This is a genomic window from Cupriavidus sp. FW305-46 (assembly GCF_058787075.1).
The window spans coordinates 44845-59736 of record NZ_JBYSZI010000046.1; the positions used below are offsets into that span (position 1 = coordinate 44845).

Annotated in this window: 12 protein-coding genes; 9 read left to right on the plus strand and 3 right to left on the minus strand. The window is 69.1% G+C overall.

Annotated features, from left to right (window positions below):
- The first annotated feature begins 67 nt into the window (after window positions 1-67).
- Entirely contained in the window at window positions 68-2848 is a 2781-nt protein-coding gene (locus AC3WON_RS21505) for a hypothetical protein (protein ID WP_492352715.1), read from the plus strand.
- A 12-nt stretch (window positions 2849-2860) separates the two neighbouring features.
- Here the strand turns inward: AC3WON_RS21505 and AC3WON_RS21510 are convergent, their stop codons facing one another.
- On the minus strand, window positions 2861-3616 hold the full coding sequence (locus tag AC3WON_RS21510) for an IclR family transcriptional regulator (protein ID WP_492352716.1): 756 nt from the start codon (window positions 3614-3616) through the stop codon (window positions 2861-2863).
- A 191-nt stretch (window positions 3617-3807) separates the two neighbouring features.
- Here AC3WON_RS21510 and AC3WON_RS21515 point away from each other — a divergent pair, with 191 nt between their 5' ends.
- From AC3WON_RS21515 to AC3WON_RS21550, 8 genes are all read left to right on the plus strand, one after another.
- Window positions 3808-4836 (plus strand): LLM class flavin-dependent oxidoreductase, encoded by a 1029-nt coding sequence (locus tag AC3WON_RS21515; RefSeq protein WP_492352717.1) that lies wholly within the window; start codon window positions 3808-3810, stop codon window positions 4834-4836.
- 228 nt (window positions 4837-5064) lie between these two features.
- Window positions 5065-7071: a sigma-54-dependent Fis family transcriptional regulator gene (locus AC3WON_RS21520; RefSeq protein ID WP_492352718.1), complete on the plus strand. Its 2007-nt coding sequence runs from the start codon at window positions 5065-5067 to the stop codon at window positions 7069-7071.
- A 235-nt stretch (window positions 7072-7306) separates the two neighbouring features.
- Window positions 7307-8386 (plus strand): ATP-NAD kinase family protein, encoded by a 1080-nt coding sequence (locus tag AC3WON_RS21525; RefSeq protein ID WP_492319280.1) that lies wholly within the window; start codon window positions 7307-7309, stop codon window positions 8384-8386.
- Between the two features lie 71 nt (window positions 8387-8457).
- Window positions 8458-9459 carry a thiamine pyrophosphate-dependent dehydrogenase E1 component subunit alpha gene (locus AC3WON_RS21530; RefSeq protein WP_492319279.1) on the plus strand — a complete coding sequence of 334 codons (1002 nt, stop codon included), beginning with the start codon at window positions 8458-8460 and terminating at the stop codon, window positions 9457-9459.
- Window positions 9460-9495: 36 nt separating this feature from the next.
- The gene (locus AC3WON_RS21535) at window positions 9496-10512 is read left to right on the plus strand and encodes an alpha-ketoacid dehydrogenase subunit beta (RefSeq protein ID WP_492319278.1); all 1017 of its coding nucleotides are present in this window, start codon (window positions 9496-9498) and stop codon (window positions 10510-10512) included.
- Complete coding sequence (locus AC3WON_RS21540) at window positions 10512-11636, plus strand: acetoin dehydrogenase dihydrolipoyllysine-residue acetyltransferase subunit (protein WP_492319277.1); 1125 nt, start codon at window positions 10512-10514, stop codon at window positions 11634-11636. The genes AC3WON_RS21535 and AC3WON_RS21540 overlap by 1 nt, the downstream gene beginning before the upstream one ends.
- A gap of 79 nt (window positions 11637-11715) precedes the next feature.
- Window positions 11716-12057, plus strand: a complete 342-nt coding sequence (locus AC3WON_RS21545; RefSeq protein WP_340525849.1) for a carboxymuconolactone decarboxylase family protein — start codon at window positions 11716-11718, stop codon at window positions 12055-12057.
- A gap of 46 nt (window positions 12058-12103) precedes the next feature.
- The gene (locus AC3WON_RS21550; protein WP_492352719.1) at window positions 12104-12865 is read left to right on the plus strand and encodes a lipoate--protein ligase family protein; all 762 of its coding nucleotides are present in this window, start codon (window positions 12104-12106) and stop codon (window positions 12863-12865) included.
- Between the two features lie 183 nt (window positions 12866-13048).
- Here AC3WON_RS21550 and AC3WON_RS21555 read toward each other — a convergent pair whose 3' ends face one another.
- A complete protein-coding gene (locus AC3WON_RS21555; protein WP_492352720.1) occupies window positions 13049-13870 on the minus strand; it encodes a hypothetical protein in 822 nt (273 codons plus the stop codon).
- Window positions 13871-14303: 433 nt separating this feature from the next.
- A complete protein-coding gene (locus AC3WON_RS21560) occupies window positions 14304-14693 on the minus strand; it encodes an OsmC family protein (RefSeq protein ID WP_010813534.1) in 390 nt (129 codons plus the stop codon).
- Window positions 14694-14892: the final 199 nt, after the last annotated feature.

Genomic DNA, 14892 nt, shown 5'->3' on the forward strand with positions numbered 1-14892 from the left:
GCGGCGGCAACGGCGGAGCGCCGCCGCCTATACTTGCCGCAGACCGACTGTTACCGGGAGGACGCGCATGGCCGCGGAACACCACGGAACCGGCGGATCCGGCGACGAGGCCACCCGCATCGCCCAGCGCCGCCGCCAGCTCGGCATTGCGTCGCGCGCCGGCGACGGCCGTAACTGGGCCCTGGCGCTGTCCGGCGGCGGCATCCGCAGCGCCACCTTCTGCCTGGGCGTGATGCAGGCGATGGCGGGCACCGCGATGCCCGCCAAGGCGGCAGTGCCGGCCCCCGCGCCGGAAGCCGCGACGCCGGCGACCGCCACTGCCGCCGCGGCGCAGACCGTGCCGGGCCTGGCCTCGCTGCTGGCGCAGTTCGACTACCTGTCCACCGTCAGCGGCGGCGGCTACCTCGGCGCCTTCTTCGTCAGCCTGTTCGTGCCCGGCCGCCTGCGCCGCGGCGCGGGCCCGGTCCAGGCCGCCACCGACGCCTATCACACGCTGCAATGCGAGCCGCCGGGGCGCATCCATACCTCGGTGTCCTACGCCGCCGACCCTGGCCGCGGCGCGGTCGCATGGCTGCGCGAGAACGGCCGCTACCTGTCGCCCACCGGTGCCGGCGACAACCTCTATGCCGCCGCGCTGGTGGTGCGCAACTGGCTGGCCATGCATTTCGTGATCGGCAGCGCGCTGCTGGTGCTGCTGGCTGTGCTGGCGCTCGGGCAACACGTCGCGGTGGGGGTTTCCTACGGATTGGGGCGCTATGAGATGGACCTGCTGCACGACGCGCGCCAGGCCTTCAACCAGGGCGAATGCGCGATCTGGTGGAGCACGCTGCTGTGGCTGCCGCTGGCCACCGCGCTGGCTGGCGCGGTGCCGCCCGGGCTGGCCTACTGGCTGATCTACCCGCGCGCCAACGATCCGCAGGCGACGGCCCGCTTCCTGAGCCCCGCGCCGCTGCTCGCCACGCTGCTGGGCCTGATGCTGCTGGCCGCGGCGCGCTGGTCCGAATGGCTCGGATCGGGGCTGGTCATCGGCGAGCTCTTTGCCGTGCTGGGCGTGCTGACCCTGCTGGGCGTGCTGTGGTGCCTGGCGCTGCTGCAGGGCGAGCCGCGCACCGTGGCCGCCTACCGCGTGCGCACCACGCGCGCACTGCGTGGCGCGCTGACGCTGACCCTGTGGCTGGCGGCGCTGGGCATTGCCGACACCATCGCACGCACCGCTTACCTGTTTGCCCACCAGGCCCACCACCAGTGGGGCGCGGCGCTGCCCGCAACTGTGCTGGGCGTGCTGGTCTGGCTGGTGCACTACGGCTCGCGCTGGCTCGATGCCGGCCGCAAGGGCCGTGCCGACACGCCCTGGCGCGCGCTGTGCGCGCGGCTGCCGGTGTCGCTGCTGGCGGGCGCGGCCGCGGCGGTGCTGGCGCTGCTGCTGTTCGTGCTGTGGTCGTGGCTGGTGCTGTGGGTGCGCTGGGACGGGCGCGAGCCGGTCGACTGGCTGGTGTTCGGCAACGCCTATACCGGCCCGGCGCTGGCCACGTTCACCGTGGTGAGCCTGGTGCTGGCGCTGGTGGCGGGGCGCTTCTCCGGCTTCCTGAACCTGTCGACGCTGCAGCCGTTCTACGCGGCGCGGCTCACGCGCGCGTTCCTGGGCGCGTCCAACGGGGAGCGCTTCGCGGCTCCCGACCCGAGTGCCGACCGCGACGGCAGCCAGCGCGCCCGCTTCAGCGTGGCCGAGCCCGTGCCCGGCGACCAGCTCAGCCTGAACGCGTACTACGATCCGCGCGTGCTGGCGCCGCTGCACCTGATCAACGTCACGCTGAACCTGACCGTCGATCCGGCCGCGCAACTGGTGCAGCGCGACCGCAAGGGCATGCCGCTGTGCCTGGCACCCGGACCCTGCGTGGCGCAGGCCGGTACGGCGGCGGCGCTGCCGCCGGACGCCTACGCGCGCTTCACCATCGACGGCTGGGCTTGCTGCCCGGATGTGTCCTGGCCTTCGTCGGGCAAGCTGGCCGAATCGCGCACCGTGGGCGACTGGATCGCGATCTCGGGTGCGGCGGTGTCCACCGGCCTTGGGCGCGCGACCACGCTGGGCACCTCGCTGCTGCTCGGCCTGGCGAACCTGCGGCTGGGCACATGGTGGCCGTCGTATCCGGCCAGCCACGCGCGCGAAGGCGGGCGCCGGGGCCGCGCGCGGCGCCATCCGGAACGCGCCACGCATCCGTGGCTGGCCGCGGGCATCGCGCTGTTCCGCACGCAGTACTACCTGGGCTGCGAACTGAGCGCGCGCTTCCACGGCACGCGGCGCGGCTGGCAGTACCTGTCCGATGGCGGGCATTTCGACAATACCGGCGTGTACGAGCTGCTGCGCCCGGGCCGCGAGGTCGCGCTGATCGTGCTGTGTGATTGCGGGAGCGACCCCGACTACCGCTTCGGCGACCTGGCGAACCTGATCCGGCTGGCGCGCATCGACCATGGGCTGGAGATCGTGGTCGATACCGAGGCTGCCACCACGCACCCGGTGCTGAGCCGTGTCTTCGGCGTACCGGATGATTTCCTGCCGGGCGCTCCGACCGGCGACAAATGCGCGGTGCTGCTCAACGTCTTTCGCACCGGCCCGGAGTGCGGGGCGCCCCGCGCGCGCACCTGCCGCATCGTGCTGCTCAAGCCGCGGCTGGTGTCATGGGCGCCGGCCGACGTGCGCCACTACGGCGCGACCCATCCCGCGTTTCCGCAGGAGGCCACCGGCGACCAGTTCTTCGATGAGGCGCAATGGGAGAGCTATCGCGCGCTGGGCCATGCGATCGGCCAGCGCGTGCTGGGCGGGGCCGTGGGCAAGGCCCTGCTGGTGTGAGGGGACAGCGCGTCAGCGCACGAAGCCGATGACGTCTTCCAGCCGGCCGCTGGCATCGCGCAGCGCCTCCAGCAGGCGCGGCACCGCGGCTTGGTCCAGCCGCTGCTGCGGCCCGGCGATGGCGACCGAGCCCACCACGGCGCTGCGGGCGCGCGACCGCAGCGGCAACGCCAGGCCGGCCACGCTGGCGGCGGCTTCCTCGCGCGTATGGGCCCAGCCGCGCTCGCGCACCTCGGCCAGCTGCTGCTCGATGCGCTCGCGGTCCAGCGTCGTGTGGGGGGCGATGCGCGCCAGCCCCTGGCGGTAGACCTCATCGCGGAAGGCATCGTCCTGGAAGGCCAGCATGGCCTTGGCATGCGCGCCCGCATAGAGCGGGAAGCGCTCGCCCAGCTCGATCGAAAAGCGCAGCTGGTGCTGGCTCTGCACCAGTCCCACGCACAGGCCCTCATGGCCATCGAGCCACGACAGGAACACGGTCTCGCCGCTTTGCGCGGCGAGCTTTTCCAGCACCGGGCGCACGATCTCGTCGGGCGAGAAGCTTTTGCGCACCACCTGTCCCAGCTCGAACAACCGCAGTCCCAGCGAATATTTGCCGGTGGCCGCGTCCTGCACCAGGAAGCCATTGGCGGCAAACGTCGCCAGCACGCGGTGCACCACGGCGTAGTGCACGCCGCTGTGCTTGGCCAGCTCGCGCACGCCCCAGGTTGGCTGGCGCACGGTGAAGTGCGTCAGCAGGGCCAGCGCACCGTCCAGTGTCTTGAGTGTCATCGCTTGTTCCTTGGCATCGGGCTGCATGGTACGGGCAAGCGCGGCGCGACTCAATCCTTCCCGCGCCCCCGTGATACCCACGCCGCCCGAAGGGCCGCGATCAGGCTGCCAGCACGATCGCGCCATGGTCTCTAAGATAGCGGGCCATACGCATTGCCCGCGTGCGGCACCAGCCGCCCGCCATCCACCACATGAATCACGACTCTATCCCCAACGGCGCAGGCGTGGCCTGGTCGGTGCTGGACCTGGCCCCCATCCCTGAAGGCAGCGATGCCGGCCATGCCATGCGCAACTCGCTCGACCTGGCCCGCCATGCCGAGCAGCTGGGCTACCACCGCTACTGGCTGGCCGAGCATCACAACATGCCCGGCATTGCCAGCGCCGCCACCGCCGTGCTGATCGGCTATGTCGCCAACGGCACCAGCACCATCCGCGTGGGCTCGGGCGGCGTGATGCTGCCCAACCATTCGCCGCTGGTGATCGCCGAGCAGTTCGGCACGCTGGCCTCGCTCTACCCGGGCCGCATCGACCTGGGCCTGGGCCGCGCGCCCGGCACCGACCAGGCCACTGCGCGCGCCTTGCGCCGCCACCTGTCGGCCGACAGCGCCGATACCTTCCCGCAGGACGTGGAAGAACTGCAGGCCTACTTCGACGACGTGCGCCCCGGCCAGCGCCTGCGCGCGGTGCCCGGCGCCGGGCTCAAGGTGCCGATCTGGCTGCTGGGTTCGAGCCTGTTCAGCGCGCAGCTGGCGGCGGCGATGGGCCTGCCGTTCGCCTTTGCCTCGCACTTTGCGCCGGGCTTCATGCGCCAGGCGGTGGACCTGTACCGGCGCACCTTCCGGCCCTCCGAAGCGCTGGACCGGCCTTATGTGATGCTGGGCCTGAACGTGTTTGCGGCCGAGACCGGGGACCAGGCGCGCCGCCTGTTCAGCTCGCTGCAGCAGCAATTCCTGGCGCTGGTGCGCGGCACTCCGGGGCAGCTGCGCGCGCCGGTGGACGATATCGAAGCGCTGTGGAACGAGAGCGAGGCCGACCATATCCGCCGCTCGCTGGCGTGCTCGGTGGTGGGCGATCCCGACGCCGTGCGTGCCGGCATGCAGCGCTTTGTCGATGACCTGCGCCCGGACGAGCTGATGCTGACCGGGCAGATCCATGACCACCAGGCGCGCCTGCGCTCGTTCGCCATCGCTGCCGATGCGGCGCGCAGCCTGAAGACCTAATCGGCGCTCTGAGCGCCTGCGGTCCTGCGGTATGGCGTGCGCCGCACTTGCGGCATGCGCCCGCGAGCGCCGCTCTAATCCTGTTTGCGTACCGCTGATCCGCTCGGATACATTAGAAGGCCCGAGACACAGAGGCGCGGCTTCCGCAGCACGCGCCCGACAGTCCGCCCGATCCATCACCCCATCCATCACCCATGGGGCCGACGGCAGCGACGACAGGAGACAGCGATGGACCTGCGGCAACGCGAGCACATCGAGACGGTGGTCCAGGCCACCACATACCTTGCCCCGCCGGCCGTGCTTGCGGACCGGATCGCGCACGACGCCATCATCCAGAACTCATGGCGCCGCTGCGTGCACCAGTACGGCCTGGATCCGTCGCGCATGCAGGAGGCGCGCATCTTGCCGCAGCCGCGCCTGCGCGAACACCAGGAACGCATCGACGACTTCGCGCGCATCGCGCGCCACGGCCTGCAGAGCCTGTATGGGCAGGTGGCGGGCCTGGGCTATGTGGTGCTGCTGACCGATGCCCAGGGCGTGACCGTCGACTATATCGGCGAGGCCCGCAGCGACGCCGCGCTGCGCCACGCGGGCCTGTACCTGGGCGCCGAGTGGAGCGAGAGCGGCGCCGGCACCTGCGCGGTCGGCACCGCCCTGGCCACGGGCCAGGCGCTGACGGTGCACCAGGCCGACCATTTCGACGCCACCCATATCCCGCTGACCTGCACCGCCGCGCCGCTGTTCGACACGCACGGCAACCTGCACGCCATCCTCGACATCTCCGCGCTGACCTCGCCGCAGGCCAAGGACAGCCAGGGGCTGGCGCTGCAGATGGTGCGCATCTACGCCGCGCATATCGAGAACGCCAACTTCCTGCGCGCGCACCGCCGCGACTGGATCCTGAAGCTGAACGTGGCGCCGGAGTTTGTCGACGTCAATCCCGAATACCTGCTGGCGCTGGACGAGGCCGGCCGCATCGTCGGCCACAACCACCGCGCCAGGCTGATGCTGGAAGGCGAGCTGGGTGGCGCACCGGGCGCCACCGTGCTGGGCCAGCGGTTCGAGACGCTGTTCGACGCGCGCCTGGAGGACCTGGGCCACTATGTCTATTCGCGCCCGAGCGAGCAGCGCCTGGTGGCGCTGACCCGCAGCGGCGGCCTGCTGTACCTGAGCGTGCTGCCGCCGGCGCTGCGCTGGCAGGCGCCGCCCGCCGAAACGCAGGTGGCGATGCCGGATGCGCTGGCGGCGCTGACCGGCGGCGATGCCGCGCTGCAGCAGCAGTTGCAGCGCGCTGCGCGCCTGGTCGATTCGCCGATCAACCTGCTGATCCACGGCGAGACCGGCAGCGGCAAAGAGTTCCTGGCCAAGGCGCTGCATCTTGCCAGCGCCCGCCGCGGCGGGCCGTTCGTAGCGGTGAACTGCGCGGCGATCCCTGAAACCCTGATTGAAAGCGAATTGTTCGGGCACCTGCCCAACAGTTTCTCCGGCGCAGGCCCGCGCGGCAAGCGCGGCCTGATCCAGGAGGCCGACGGCGGCACGCTGTTCCTGGACGAGATCGGCGACATGCCGCGCGAGCTGCAGTCGCGGCTGCTGCGCGTGCTGGCCGAGGGCGAAGTGCTGCCTATCGGCGCCGCGCGGCCGGTGCCGGTGCGGCTGCGGGTCATTTCCGCCACGCACCACAGCCTGGAGCAACTGGTGGCCGACGGGCGCTTCCGCGAGGACCTGTACTACCGCCTCAACGGCGCGCGCTTCACGCTGCCGCCGCTGCGTGCGCGCACCGACCTGGACTGGCTGGTCCGCAAGCTGCTGCAGGAAGGGGGCGCAGAGGGCAGCGAGATCAGGCTGTCGCCCGCGGCACGCGAGCGGCTGCACCGCCACCGCTGGCCCGGCAACCTGCGCGAACTGCGCAACGTGCTGGAGTACGCGCGCGCGGTCTGCGCCGACGGCTATATCGATGTGCCGGACCTGCCTGACAGCCTGGCGGGACCCGCACCGTCCGCCGCCCTGCCGCAGCCAGGGCCCGCCCAGTCACCCGCTGCCGCACCGTTCGATCCGCACCAGTTGCCGCCGGAAGGCATGCTGCTGATGCAATACCTGCGCGCGTCCGGCTGGAACCTGAGCGCGGTCGCGCGGCAGATCGGCGTCAGCCGCATGACGCTGTACCGGCGCATGGAGCGCTACGGCATCCAGTCGCCCAACCGGCGCGACGGCGGCCCGGAGCCCACCGACGCATAAGCCGGCAGGCAGCACGGCGCACGCGCGCCATCCCTGCGATACGGTTGTCCATCCCCTGTACACCTGCGCTGTGACACCTGTCACAGCGCAGCGTCGTTTTTGCCCTGCCGCCTCGGGGTAATCCCTCGGATCCGACCCCGCCGAGGCCCCTGTTTCCCCTGTTTTCACTGCCTGCGCGCACTGGCACAGCCATTGCAAATACGCCTGGCAAGACAACGACAACAGGAGACAGGCAATGGGGCACGCAGCAGGCGCCAGCGCGCAGATCGCGCCAGTGGTCGGCATCATCGCCAACCCGATTTCCGCGCGCGACATCCGTCGTGTGATCGCCAACGCCAACAGCCTGCAGCTGGCCGACCGCGTCAATATCGTGCTGCGCCTGCTGGCCGCGCTGGCCTCCTGCGGCGTGGAGCGCGTGCTGATGATGCCCGACCGCGAAGGCCTGCGCGTCATGCTGGCGCGGCACCTGGCACGCCGGCAGGGGCCGGACTCGGGCCTGCCCGCGGTCGACTACCTCGACATGCCGGTCACCGCGCGCGTCGACGACACCCTGCGCGCCGCGCGCTGCATGGCCGATGCGGGCGTGGCCGCGATCATCGTGCTGGGCGGCGACGGCACCCACCGCGCGGTGGTGCGCGAGTGCGGTGCTGTGCCGATCGCGGGCCTGTCGACCGGCACCAACAATGCCTACCCCGAAATGCGCGAGCCCACCATCATCGGGCTGGCCACCGGCCTCTATGCCACGGGCCGCATTCCCCCTGCGCAGGCGCTGGCGTCGAACAAGCGGCTCGACATCGTCATCCGCGACGGCAACGGCGGCTTTCGCCGCGATATTGCACTGGTGGATGCGGTGATCTCGCATGAGCACTTCATCGGCGCACGCGCCTTGTGGAAGACCGACACGCTTGCCGCCGTCTACGTGTCCTTTGCCGACCCCGAGGCCATCGGCCTGTCATCCATCGCCGGGCTGCTGAAGCCGGTGGGCCGGCGCGAAGAGGGCGGCCTCGCGATCGAACTGGCCGCGCCCGGCGAAGGCGAATTCGACCTGTGCGCGCCGATCGCACCCGGCCTGATGTGCACCGTGCCGGTGGCCGGCTGGCAGCGGCTTGAACACGGCCGTCCCCATCGCGTGCGCCAGCGCAGCGGCATTGTCGCGCTGGACGGCGAGCGCGAGCTGGCCTTTGGCCCGGACGACGAAGTCACCGTCACCCTGCATGACCACGCCTTTCGCAGCATCGACGTCGCGGCCTGCATGCGCCATGCCGCGCGCCACCACCTGATGCGCAGCCTGCCGCAGCCCGCCGCGGTGGGATGACGCGCGGGCACCGCGTCCGCCCGCTTTTCCCCTTTCTTGAAGTGCAACACCTGAAAACGAAGGAGACAGACATGACAGCCAGAGCTTCTCAAGATTCCGCAGCGCTGCCGCTCGACAAGGAGACGTTGCTGACGGTGTACCGGAAGATGCGCACCATCCGCGATTTCGAAGAACGCCTGCACGTGGACTTCGGGCGCGGCGACATCCCGGGCTTCGTCCATCTATACGCGGGCGAGGAAGCCACGGGCGTCGGCATCCTGCACCACCTGGACGATGGCGACCGCATCGCCAGCACGCACCGCGGCCACGGCCACTGCATTGCCAAGGGCGTCGATCCGGTGGCGATGATGAAGGAGATCTACGGCAAGAAGGGCGGCTCGTGCAATGGCAAGGGTGGCTCGATGCATATCGCCGACCTGTCCAAGGGCATGATGGGCGCCAACGGCATCCTGGGTGCAGGCGCGCCGCTGATCTGCGGCGCCGCGCTGGCTGCCAAGTTCCGCGGCAAGGGCGAGGTCGGCATCACCTTCTGCGGCGACGGCGCCTCCAACCAGGGCACCTTCCTGGAAAGCCTGAACCTGGCCGCGGTCTGGAACCTGCCGGTGATCTTCGTGATCGAGAACAACGGCTATGCCGAATCGACCTCGCGCGATTACGGCACCGCGGTGGACAGCTACGTGGACCGCGCCGCCGGCTTCGGCATCCCGGGCGTGACGGTGGACGGCACCGACTTCTTCGCGGTCCATGAAGCGGCCGGCGAAGTGATCCGGCGCGCGCGCGAAGGCGGCGGACCGTCGCTGCTCGAATGCAAGATGGTCCGCTTCTATGGCCACTTCGAGGGCGATGCGCAAACCTACCGCGCCGCCGGCGAACTCGACGACATCCGCGCCAACAAGGATTGCCTGAAGCTGTTTGGCCGCGCCGTGACCCAGGCGGGAGTGGTCGCGCGCGAAGAACTCGACACCATCGACCGCGAGGTCGCCGCGCTGATCGAGCATGCCGTGCAGGAAGCCAAGGCCGCGCCGCAGCCCGGGCCCGAAGACCTGCTCACCGACGTCTACGTCAGCTACTGATCCGCCACGCGCTAACCCAATATCAGGAGACAAACCATGGCTCGCAAACTGAGTATCAAGCTGGCGATCAACGAGGCGATCGACCAGGAAATGACCCGCGACCCCAGCGTCATCATGCTGGGCGAAGACATCGTCGGCGGCGCCGGCGCGGACGGCGAGAAGGACGCCTGGGGCGGCGTGCTGGGCGTGACCAAGGGCCTTTACGCCAAGCACGGCGACCGGCTGCTGGACACGCCGCTGTCTGAATCCGCTTACGTGGGCGCCGCCATCGGCGCCGCGGCCTGCGGCATGCGCCCGATCGCCGAGCTGATGTTCATCGATTTCATGGGCGTTTGCTTCGACCAGATCTTCAACCAGGCGGCCAAGTTCCGCTACATGTTCGGCGGCAAGGCCGAGACCCCGGTGGTGATCCGCGCGATGGTCGGCGCGGGCTTTCGCGCGGCCGCGCAGCACAGCCAGATGCTGACGCCGCTGTTCACGCATATCCCCGGCCTGAAGGTGGTGTGCCCGTCCACGCCGTACGACACCAAGGGCCTGCTGATCCAGGCGATCCGCGACAACGACCCGGTGATCTTCTGCGAGCACAAGAACCTGTACGGGCTGGAGGGCGAGGTGCCCGAAGGCGCCTACGCGATCCCGTTCGGCGAGGCCAATATCGTGCGCGACGGCAAGGACGTGTCGATCGTCACCTATGGGCTGATGGTGCATCGCGCGCTCGAAGCGGCGGCAACGCTGGCCAAGGAGGGCATCGAGGCCGAGATCGTCGACCTGCGCACGCTCTCGCCGCTGGACATGGACACGGTGCTGGAATCGGTCGAGAACACCGGCCGCCTGGTGGTCGTGGACGAGGCCAGCCCGCGCTGCAATATCGCCACCGATATCTCCGCGCAGGTTGCACAGCAGGCCTTCGGCGCGCTCAAGGCCGGCATCGAGATGGTGTGCCCGCCGCACACGCCGGTGCCGTTCTCGCCGACGCTGGAGGACCTGTACATCCCCAGCGCCGCGCAGATCGTCGCCGCCGCGCGCAAGACCATGAAGGAGGGCAAGCACTGATGGCAACCGAAATTTCCCCCACGATTATCCCGATCGTGATGCCCAAGTGGGGCCTGTCGATGAAGGAAGGCACGGTCAATGCCTGGCTGGTCGACGAAGGCACCGTGATTACCGTGGGCCTGCCGATCCTGGATGTGGAAACCGACAAGATCGCCAATGCGGTGGAGGCGCCCGACGCGGGCACGCTGCGCCGCAAGGTGGCGCAGGCCGGCGACGTGCTGCCGGTGAAGGCGCTGCTCGGCGTGCTGGCACCTGCGGAGGTGAGCGATGCGCAAATCGATGACTATGTCGCGGCTTATGAGACGCCGGCGGACGACGCTGGCGAAGAAGACGCCGCTGCCGCGTACCAGTTTGCCGACGTCGACGGCATCCGGGTCCGCTATGCCCGCAAGGGTGGCGGCGCCGAAACCGTGCTCTTCATCCACGGATTTGGCGGAGACCTGGACAACTGGCTGTTCAACCTCGATCCCCTGGCCGACGCGTACACCGTGGTGGCGCTCGACCTGCCCGGCCACGGACAGTCGTCGCCGCGGCTCGCGGGCGCGACGCTGGCGCAGATGGCCGGCTTTGTAGCGCGCTTCATGGACGAGACCGGGATCGAGGCGGCGCATGTGGTCGGCCATTCGATGGGCGGCGGCGTGGCGGCGCAACTTGCCGTCGATGCACCGCAGCGGGTGCTGTCGGTGGCGCTGGTGTCGCCGGTGGGCTTTGGCGACGCCGTCAACAGCGGCTATACCGAAGGCTTCGTCAGTGCCCAGTCCCGGCGCGAGCTCAAGCCCGTGGTCGAACTGCTGTTCGCCGACGCGGGGCTGGTCAGCCGCCAGATGCTGGACGACCTGCTGCGCTACAAGCGGCTGGACGGCGTCACCGAGGCGCTGACGGCGCTGGGGCAGGGGCTCTTCGGCGGCGGCCGCCAGAGCGAGCAGCCTGGCCAGCGGCTGGCCAACAGTGGCAAGCGCGTGCTGGTGGTGTGGGGAGGTCAGGACCAGATCATCCCGGTCGCGCACGCTGAAGCCGCGCCGCCGGGAGCCACCGTCAAGGTCTTTGCCGATGCTGGCCACATGAGCCAGATGGAGAAGGCCAATGACTTCAACGCGCTGCTGAAGATGCATCTGGCCGGCTGATGCCGCGCGCGGATGGCGCCGCCCAGGGCGCCATCCGCGCGGCCAGCTCGCCTTGTTCGAATTCAAGACAGGAGACCTCATGACCACAGACCTGAAGACCCGCCTGACCGAGATCAACAAGCAATTCGGTGCGCTCGGCCAGGCCCAGCCCGCCGCCATGAGCGCCTTCCAGGGCGTGATGAAGGCCGCCACGCAGGACGGCAGCCTGCCCGCCGCCGTCAAGGAACTGGTTGCCGTCGCGCTGGCGGTGCAGAAGGGCTGCGACGACTGCGTGCTGTTCCACACCAGCCAGGCGCTGCGCCATCGCGCCACGCGCGAGCAGCTGGCCGAAGTGCTGGCCATCAATATCGAGATGGGCGGCGGACCGGGCGCCATGTACGCGTCGAAGGCGCTGGCGTACTTCGATGCGCTCAATGCCTAGTGTTGCTAGACTCGGCACGTTGCCATCCGGAGGCTGGTGCCATCCCATGCCGTTTGAATTTGTCGATGCGGCCCATGCCGGGCAGGCGGGCAGCGACCCGCTGCAGGATGAGCTGGCCTTGCTCGACCTCGCGGCACAAGGCCGGCAGGTGGCGCAGCTGTGGGAGGCGCCGCTGTCGCTGGTGGTGCCGCGCACCTACCTGCGCCATGCCGCGCTGGAAACCGCGCGCGCCGACTTCGCGCAGCAGGGATGTCCGGTATTCCTGCGCATGTCGGGCGGCGGGCTGGTGCCGCAGGGCCCCGGCATCCTCAACCTGAGCCTGGCCTACACAGTGGAACAGCCGCCGGGCGCGCGCAGCGACGCGGTCTACCTGCACTTGTGCGAGGTCATCGGCGACGCGCTGCAATCGCTGGGCGTCGACACGCACTGGCAGGCGGTGGCCGGTTCCTTCTGCGACGGCCGCTACAACCTGGCCTGGGGCTCGCCCGAAGCCGCGCGCAAGATCGCCGGCACGGCGCAGTACTGGCGCCGCGCACCCGCGGCAATGCAAGCGCCCGACGGGCAGCGCCACCTGGTGCTGGCCCATGCGGTGCTGCTGGTCAGCGCCGACCCCGTGCAGATCAACGCGCGCGCCAATGCGTTCGAAGCTGCCATCGACAGCGGCCGGTGCTATGACGCGGGCAAGGTCGTCAGCGTGCGCGAGGCATTGTCGGCCAGCGGCCGCGCGGTCGATGACGACGCCGCGCTGATGGCGCAGGTATCGGATGCGCTGCGGCGAAGCGTGGGGCAGACGCCGCCACCGGCGTAGCCGCTTGACCGGGCGGCGCTAATTGGCGATCCCCAAAAAAAATCGCGGCCCACGCGGGGCCGCCAAAAATCGGGAATGCGAGGCGTGTCAGATGCCTCAGGAGACGTTATCGACACAATGCGGGCCACCGAGACCCCACTTCGGTGGGGTCTATCGAGCACAATCATTGAGGCGAGTGATCGCTTACGCGATCAGGTAGGCAGAGTGCGGATCCGGCCGGATGGCAGCGCGCAGCTTGCGCACGCTGGCTTCCAGTTCGGCATGCGCGGCATCGAGCCAGGCCACCCGATGGCGCACCGGATCCTTGGCCGACAGGTTGCTGGCGGCGATCTCGCGCAGGAAGTAGCGCACCATGCTGCCGGCGCGCGCCGGCACGGGCATCATCCCCAGCAGTTGATGCTTTGCCAGCAGCCGGCGGCTGACTGCATGCCGCAGCCCTGCCCAGGCGGTACGGCCCAGCGCGATGTACAGCGCATCCGTGCGCATCTGGCGCACGGCTCCCAGGAACTGCGCTTCGAATACCTCGCGCAGCATCGGGGTCTCCAGCAGTTCTTCCAGTGGGCCGTCGAACGCCAGACCGCGCCGCGTGGTGGCATGCGGCAGCAAGGCAAGCGGTTGCAGGCGCTCGAATCCATCGTTCCACAATGCCGCGGCGTGCGGCAGGCCGACCAGTTCGGGCACCCGGAAGTGGTCAAGCATGCGGATCAGGTTAGGCCGCACCAGCTTGCCGCCCAGTTCGACGCGCCGCTTGTTCTCGCGCTGAATTACGCTGCCAGGTGCATGGGCGCGCATCAGTTCTTCGGTGACGGCGGCGGCCAGCCGCACATGGGCGTGGCCGGGCGTGGTGCTGACCAGCACCAGAGGTGCCTGGATGTTCAGGTATTCGCAGGGCACGTAGTGCATGGCGTAGGCGCCGTCCTGTGCCACCACAACCGGTTTGGCGATCACGCCGACTGCGCCCGCAAGCCGAACCTGCGCGCAATACGCTTCGATGAAGTTGGTCAAGGAATCCCCCCGCTCGCTTCGATGTATCGGCGCTTTCTGTTGGCGCCTTCTACTTGTTCTGCTTTCCGTTCATGGTAAGCCTGCGGTGCATGGCAGATAAAGCGTACGGCGCCGGTTTGCCCGGAAAGCGACGAAACCTTGGTGGGCCAGCCAACACACCGGGGCAGGATGCCCCTCGAACGGGTGGGGCACGCGCCTGGTCCACGCCAGGTACGGTATCGCACCACGTGCGTCAGGACGATGACATCGGGCAGGAGGGAATCGGCCGGAACGGGGCCGCCGCGACGGTAGGTCGCCGGAAAGAAAAGACCGGACACGTCCGTGTCCGGTGAACCCATTTGCTGACTCAGGACGTGTCACAGCCTGAGGCATAAATGATAACGATTATCATTTGAGCTGACAATAGCAGAGAGCGGGATCTTGCCAGGGTGGGTCAGGCAATCGACGTCTGGATGGAAAACTGTCCCGACAAGGTCTTGTGCACCGGGCAGCGATTCGCCACGCGGAGCAGGTCATCCAGGATCTGGGGCGTGAGTTCTCCGCTGACCTTGACCTCCCGGTTCATGGTGTAGGTCCCGTTGGCCTCTTCATGACCGACCGATACATGGACTTCGGTGATGGCGTAGCCCTTGCGTTTGGCGTACAGCTGCAAAGTCAGCGTGGTGCAGGCGGCCAGGGCCGAATCCAGCAGGTCATGCGGGTTCGGGTATTGGGTGTCGCCGCCGGCAGATGCATCCAGGTCGGCCTGCCACTCGGCAGTCCCGTTGGTCAGGTGGCAGATGCTGTTGCCCTGGCTTGGTTGCCAGGTCGCTTGGATAGTCATCAAACGTCCCCATCTATAAAGAGCGGCCCGGTGGGCCGGAACAGCCATTCTATAAGCAGCGCCCGACGACAGCTGAAGTGGCTTGGAATGCCTTTTTTAGGCGGGTTGGCTTTTTTTCGAAGAACCCCTTGCCAACCCCGCTGCGGTCACTTAATATTCGCCCCCTCGCAACACAACGCAGCGCTGCAAAGCAGACGCA

Coding starts and splice junctions, on each gene's coding strand:
- AC3WON_RS21550 (WP_492352719.1), top strand. CDS start 12,104: ATGCCGTTTGAATTTGTCGATGCGGCCCATGCCGGGCAGGCGGGCAGC.
- AC3WON_RS21560 (WP_010813534.1), bottom strand. CDS start 14,693: ATGACTATCCAAGCGACCTGGCAACCAAGCCAGGGCAACAGCATCTGC.
- AC3WON_RS21510 (WP_492352716.1), bottom strand. CDS start 3,616: ATGACACTCAAGACACTGGACGGTGCGCTGGCCCTGCTGACGCACTTC.
- AC3WON_RS21530 (WP_492319279.1), top strand. CDS start 8,458: ATGACAGCCAGAGCTTCTCAAGATTCCGCAGCGCTGCCGCTCGACAAG.
- AC3WON_RS21535 (WP_492319278.1), top strand. CDS start 9,496: ATGGCTCGCAAACTGAGTATCAAGCTGGCGATCAACGAGGCGATCGAC.
- AC3WON_RS21505 (WP_492352715.1), top strand. CDS start 68: ATGGCCGCGGAACACCACGGAACCGGCGGATCCGGCGACGAGGCCACC.
- AC3WON_RS21525 (WP_492319280.1), top strand. CDS start 7,307: ATGGGGCACGCAGCAGGCGCCAGCGCGCAGATCGCGCCAGTGGTCGGC.
- AC3WON_RS21515 (WP_492352717.1), top strand. CDS start 3,808: ATGAATCACGACTCTATCCCCAACGGCGCAGGCGTGGCCTGGTCGGTG.
- AC3WON_RS21520 (WP_492352718.1), top strand. CDS start 5,065: ATGGACCTGCGGCAACGCGAGCACATCGAGACGGTGGTCCAGGCCACC.
- AC3WON_RS21540 (WP_492319277.1), top strand. CDS start 10,512: ATGGCAACCGAAATTTCCCCCACGATTATCCCGATCGTGATGCCCAAG.
- AC3WON_RS21545 (WP_340525849.1), top strand. CDS start 11,716: ATGACCACAGACCTGAAGACCCGCCTGACCGAGATCAACAAGCAATTC.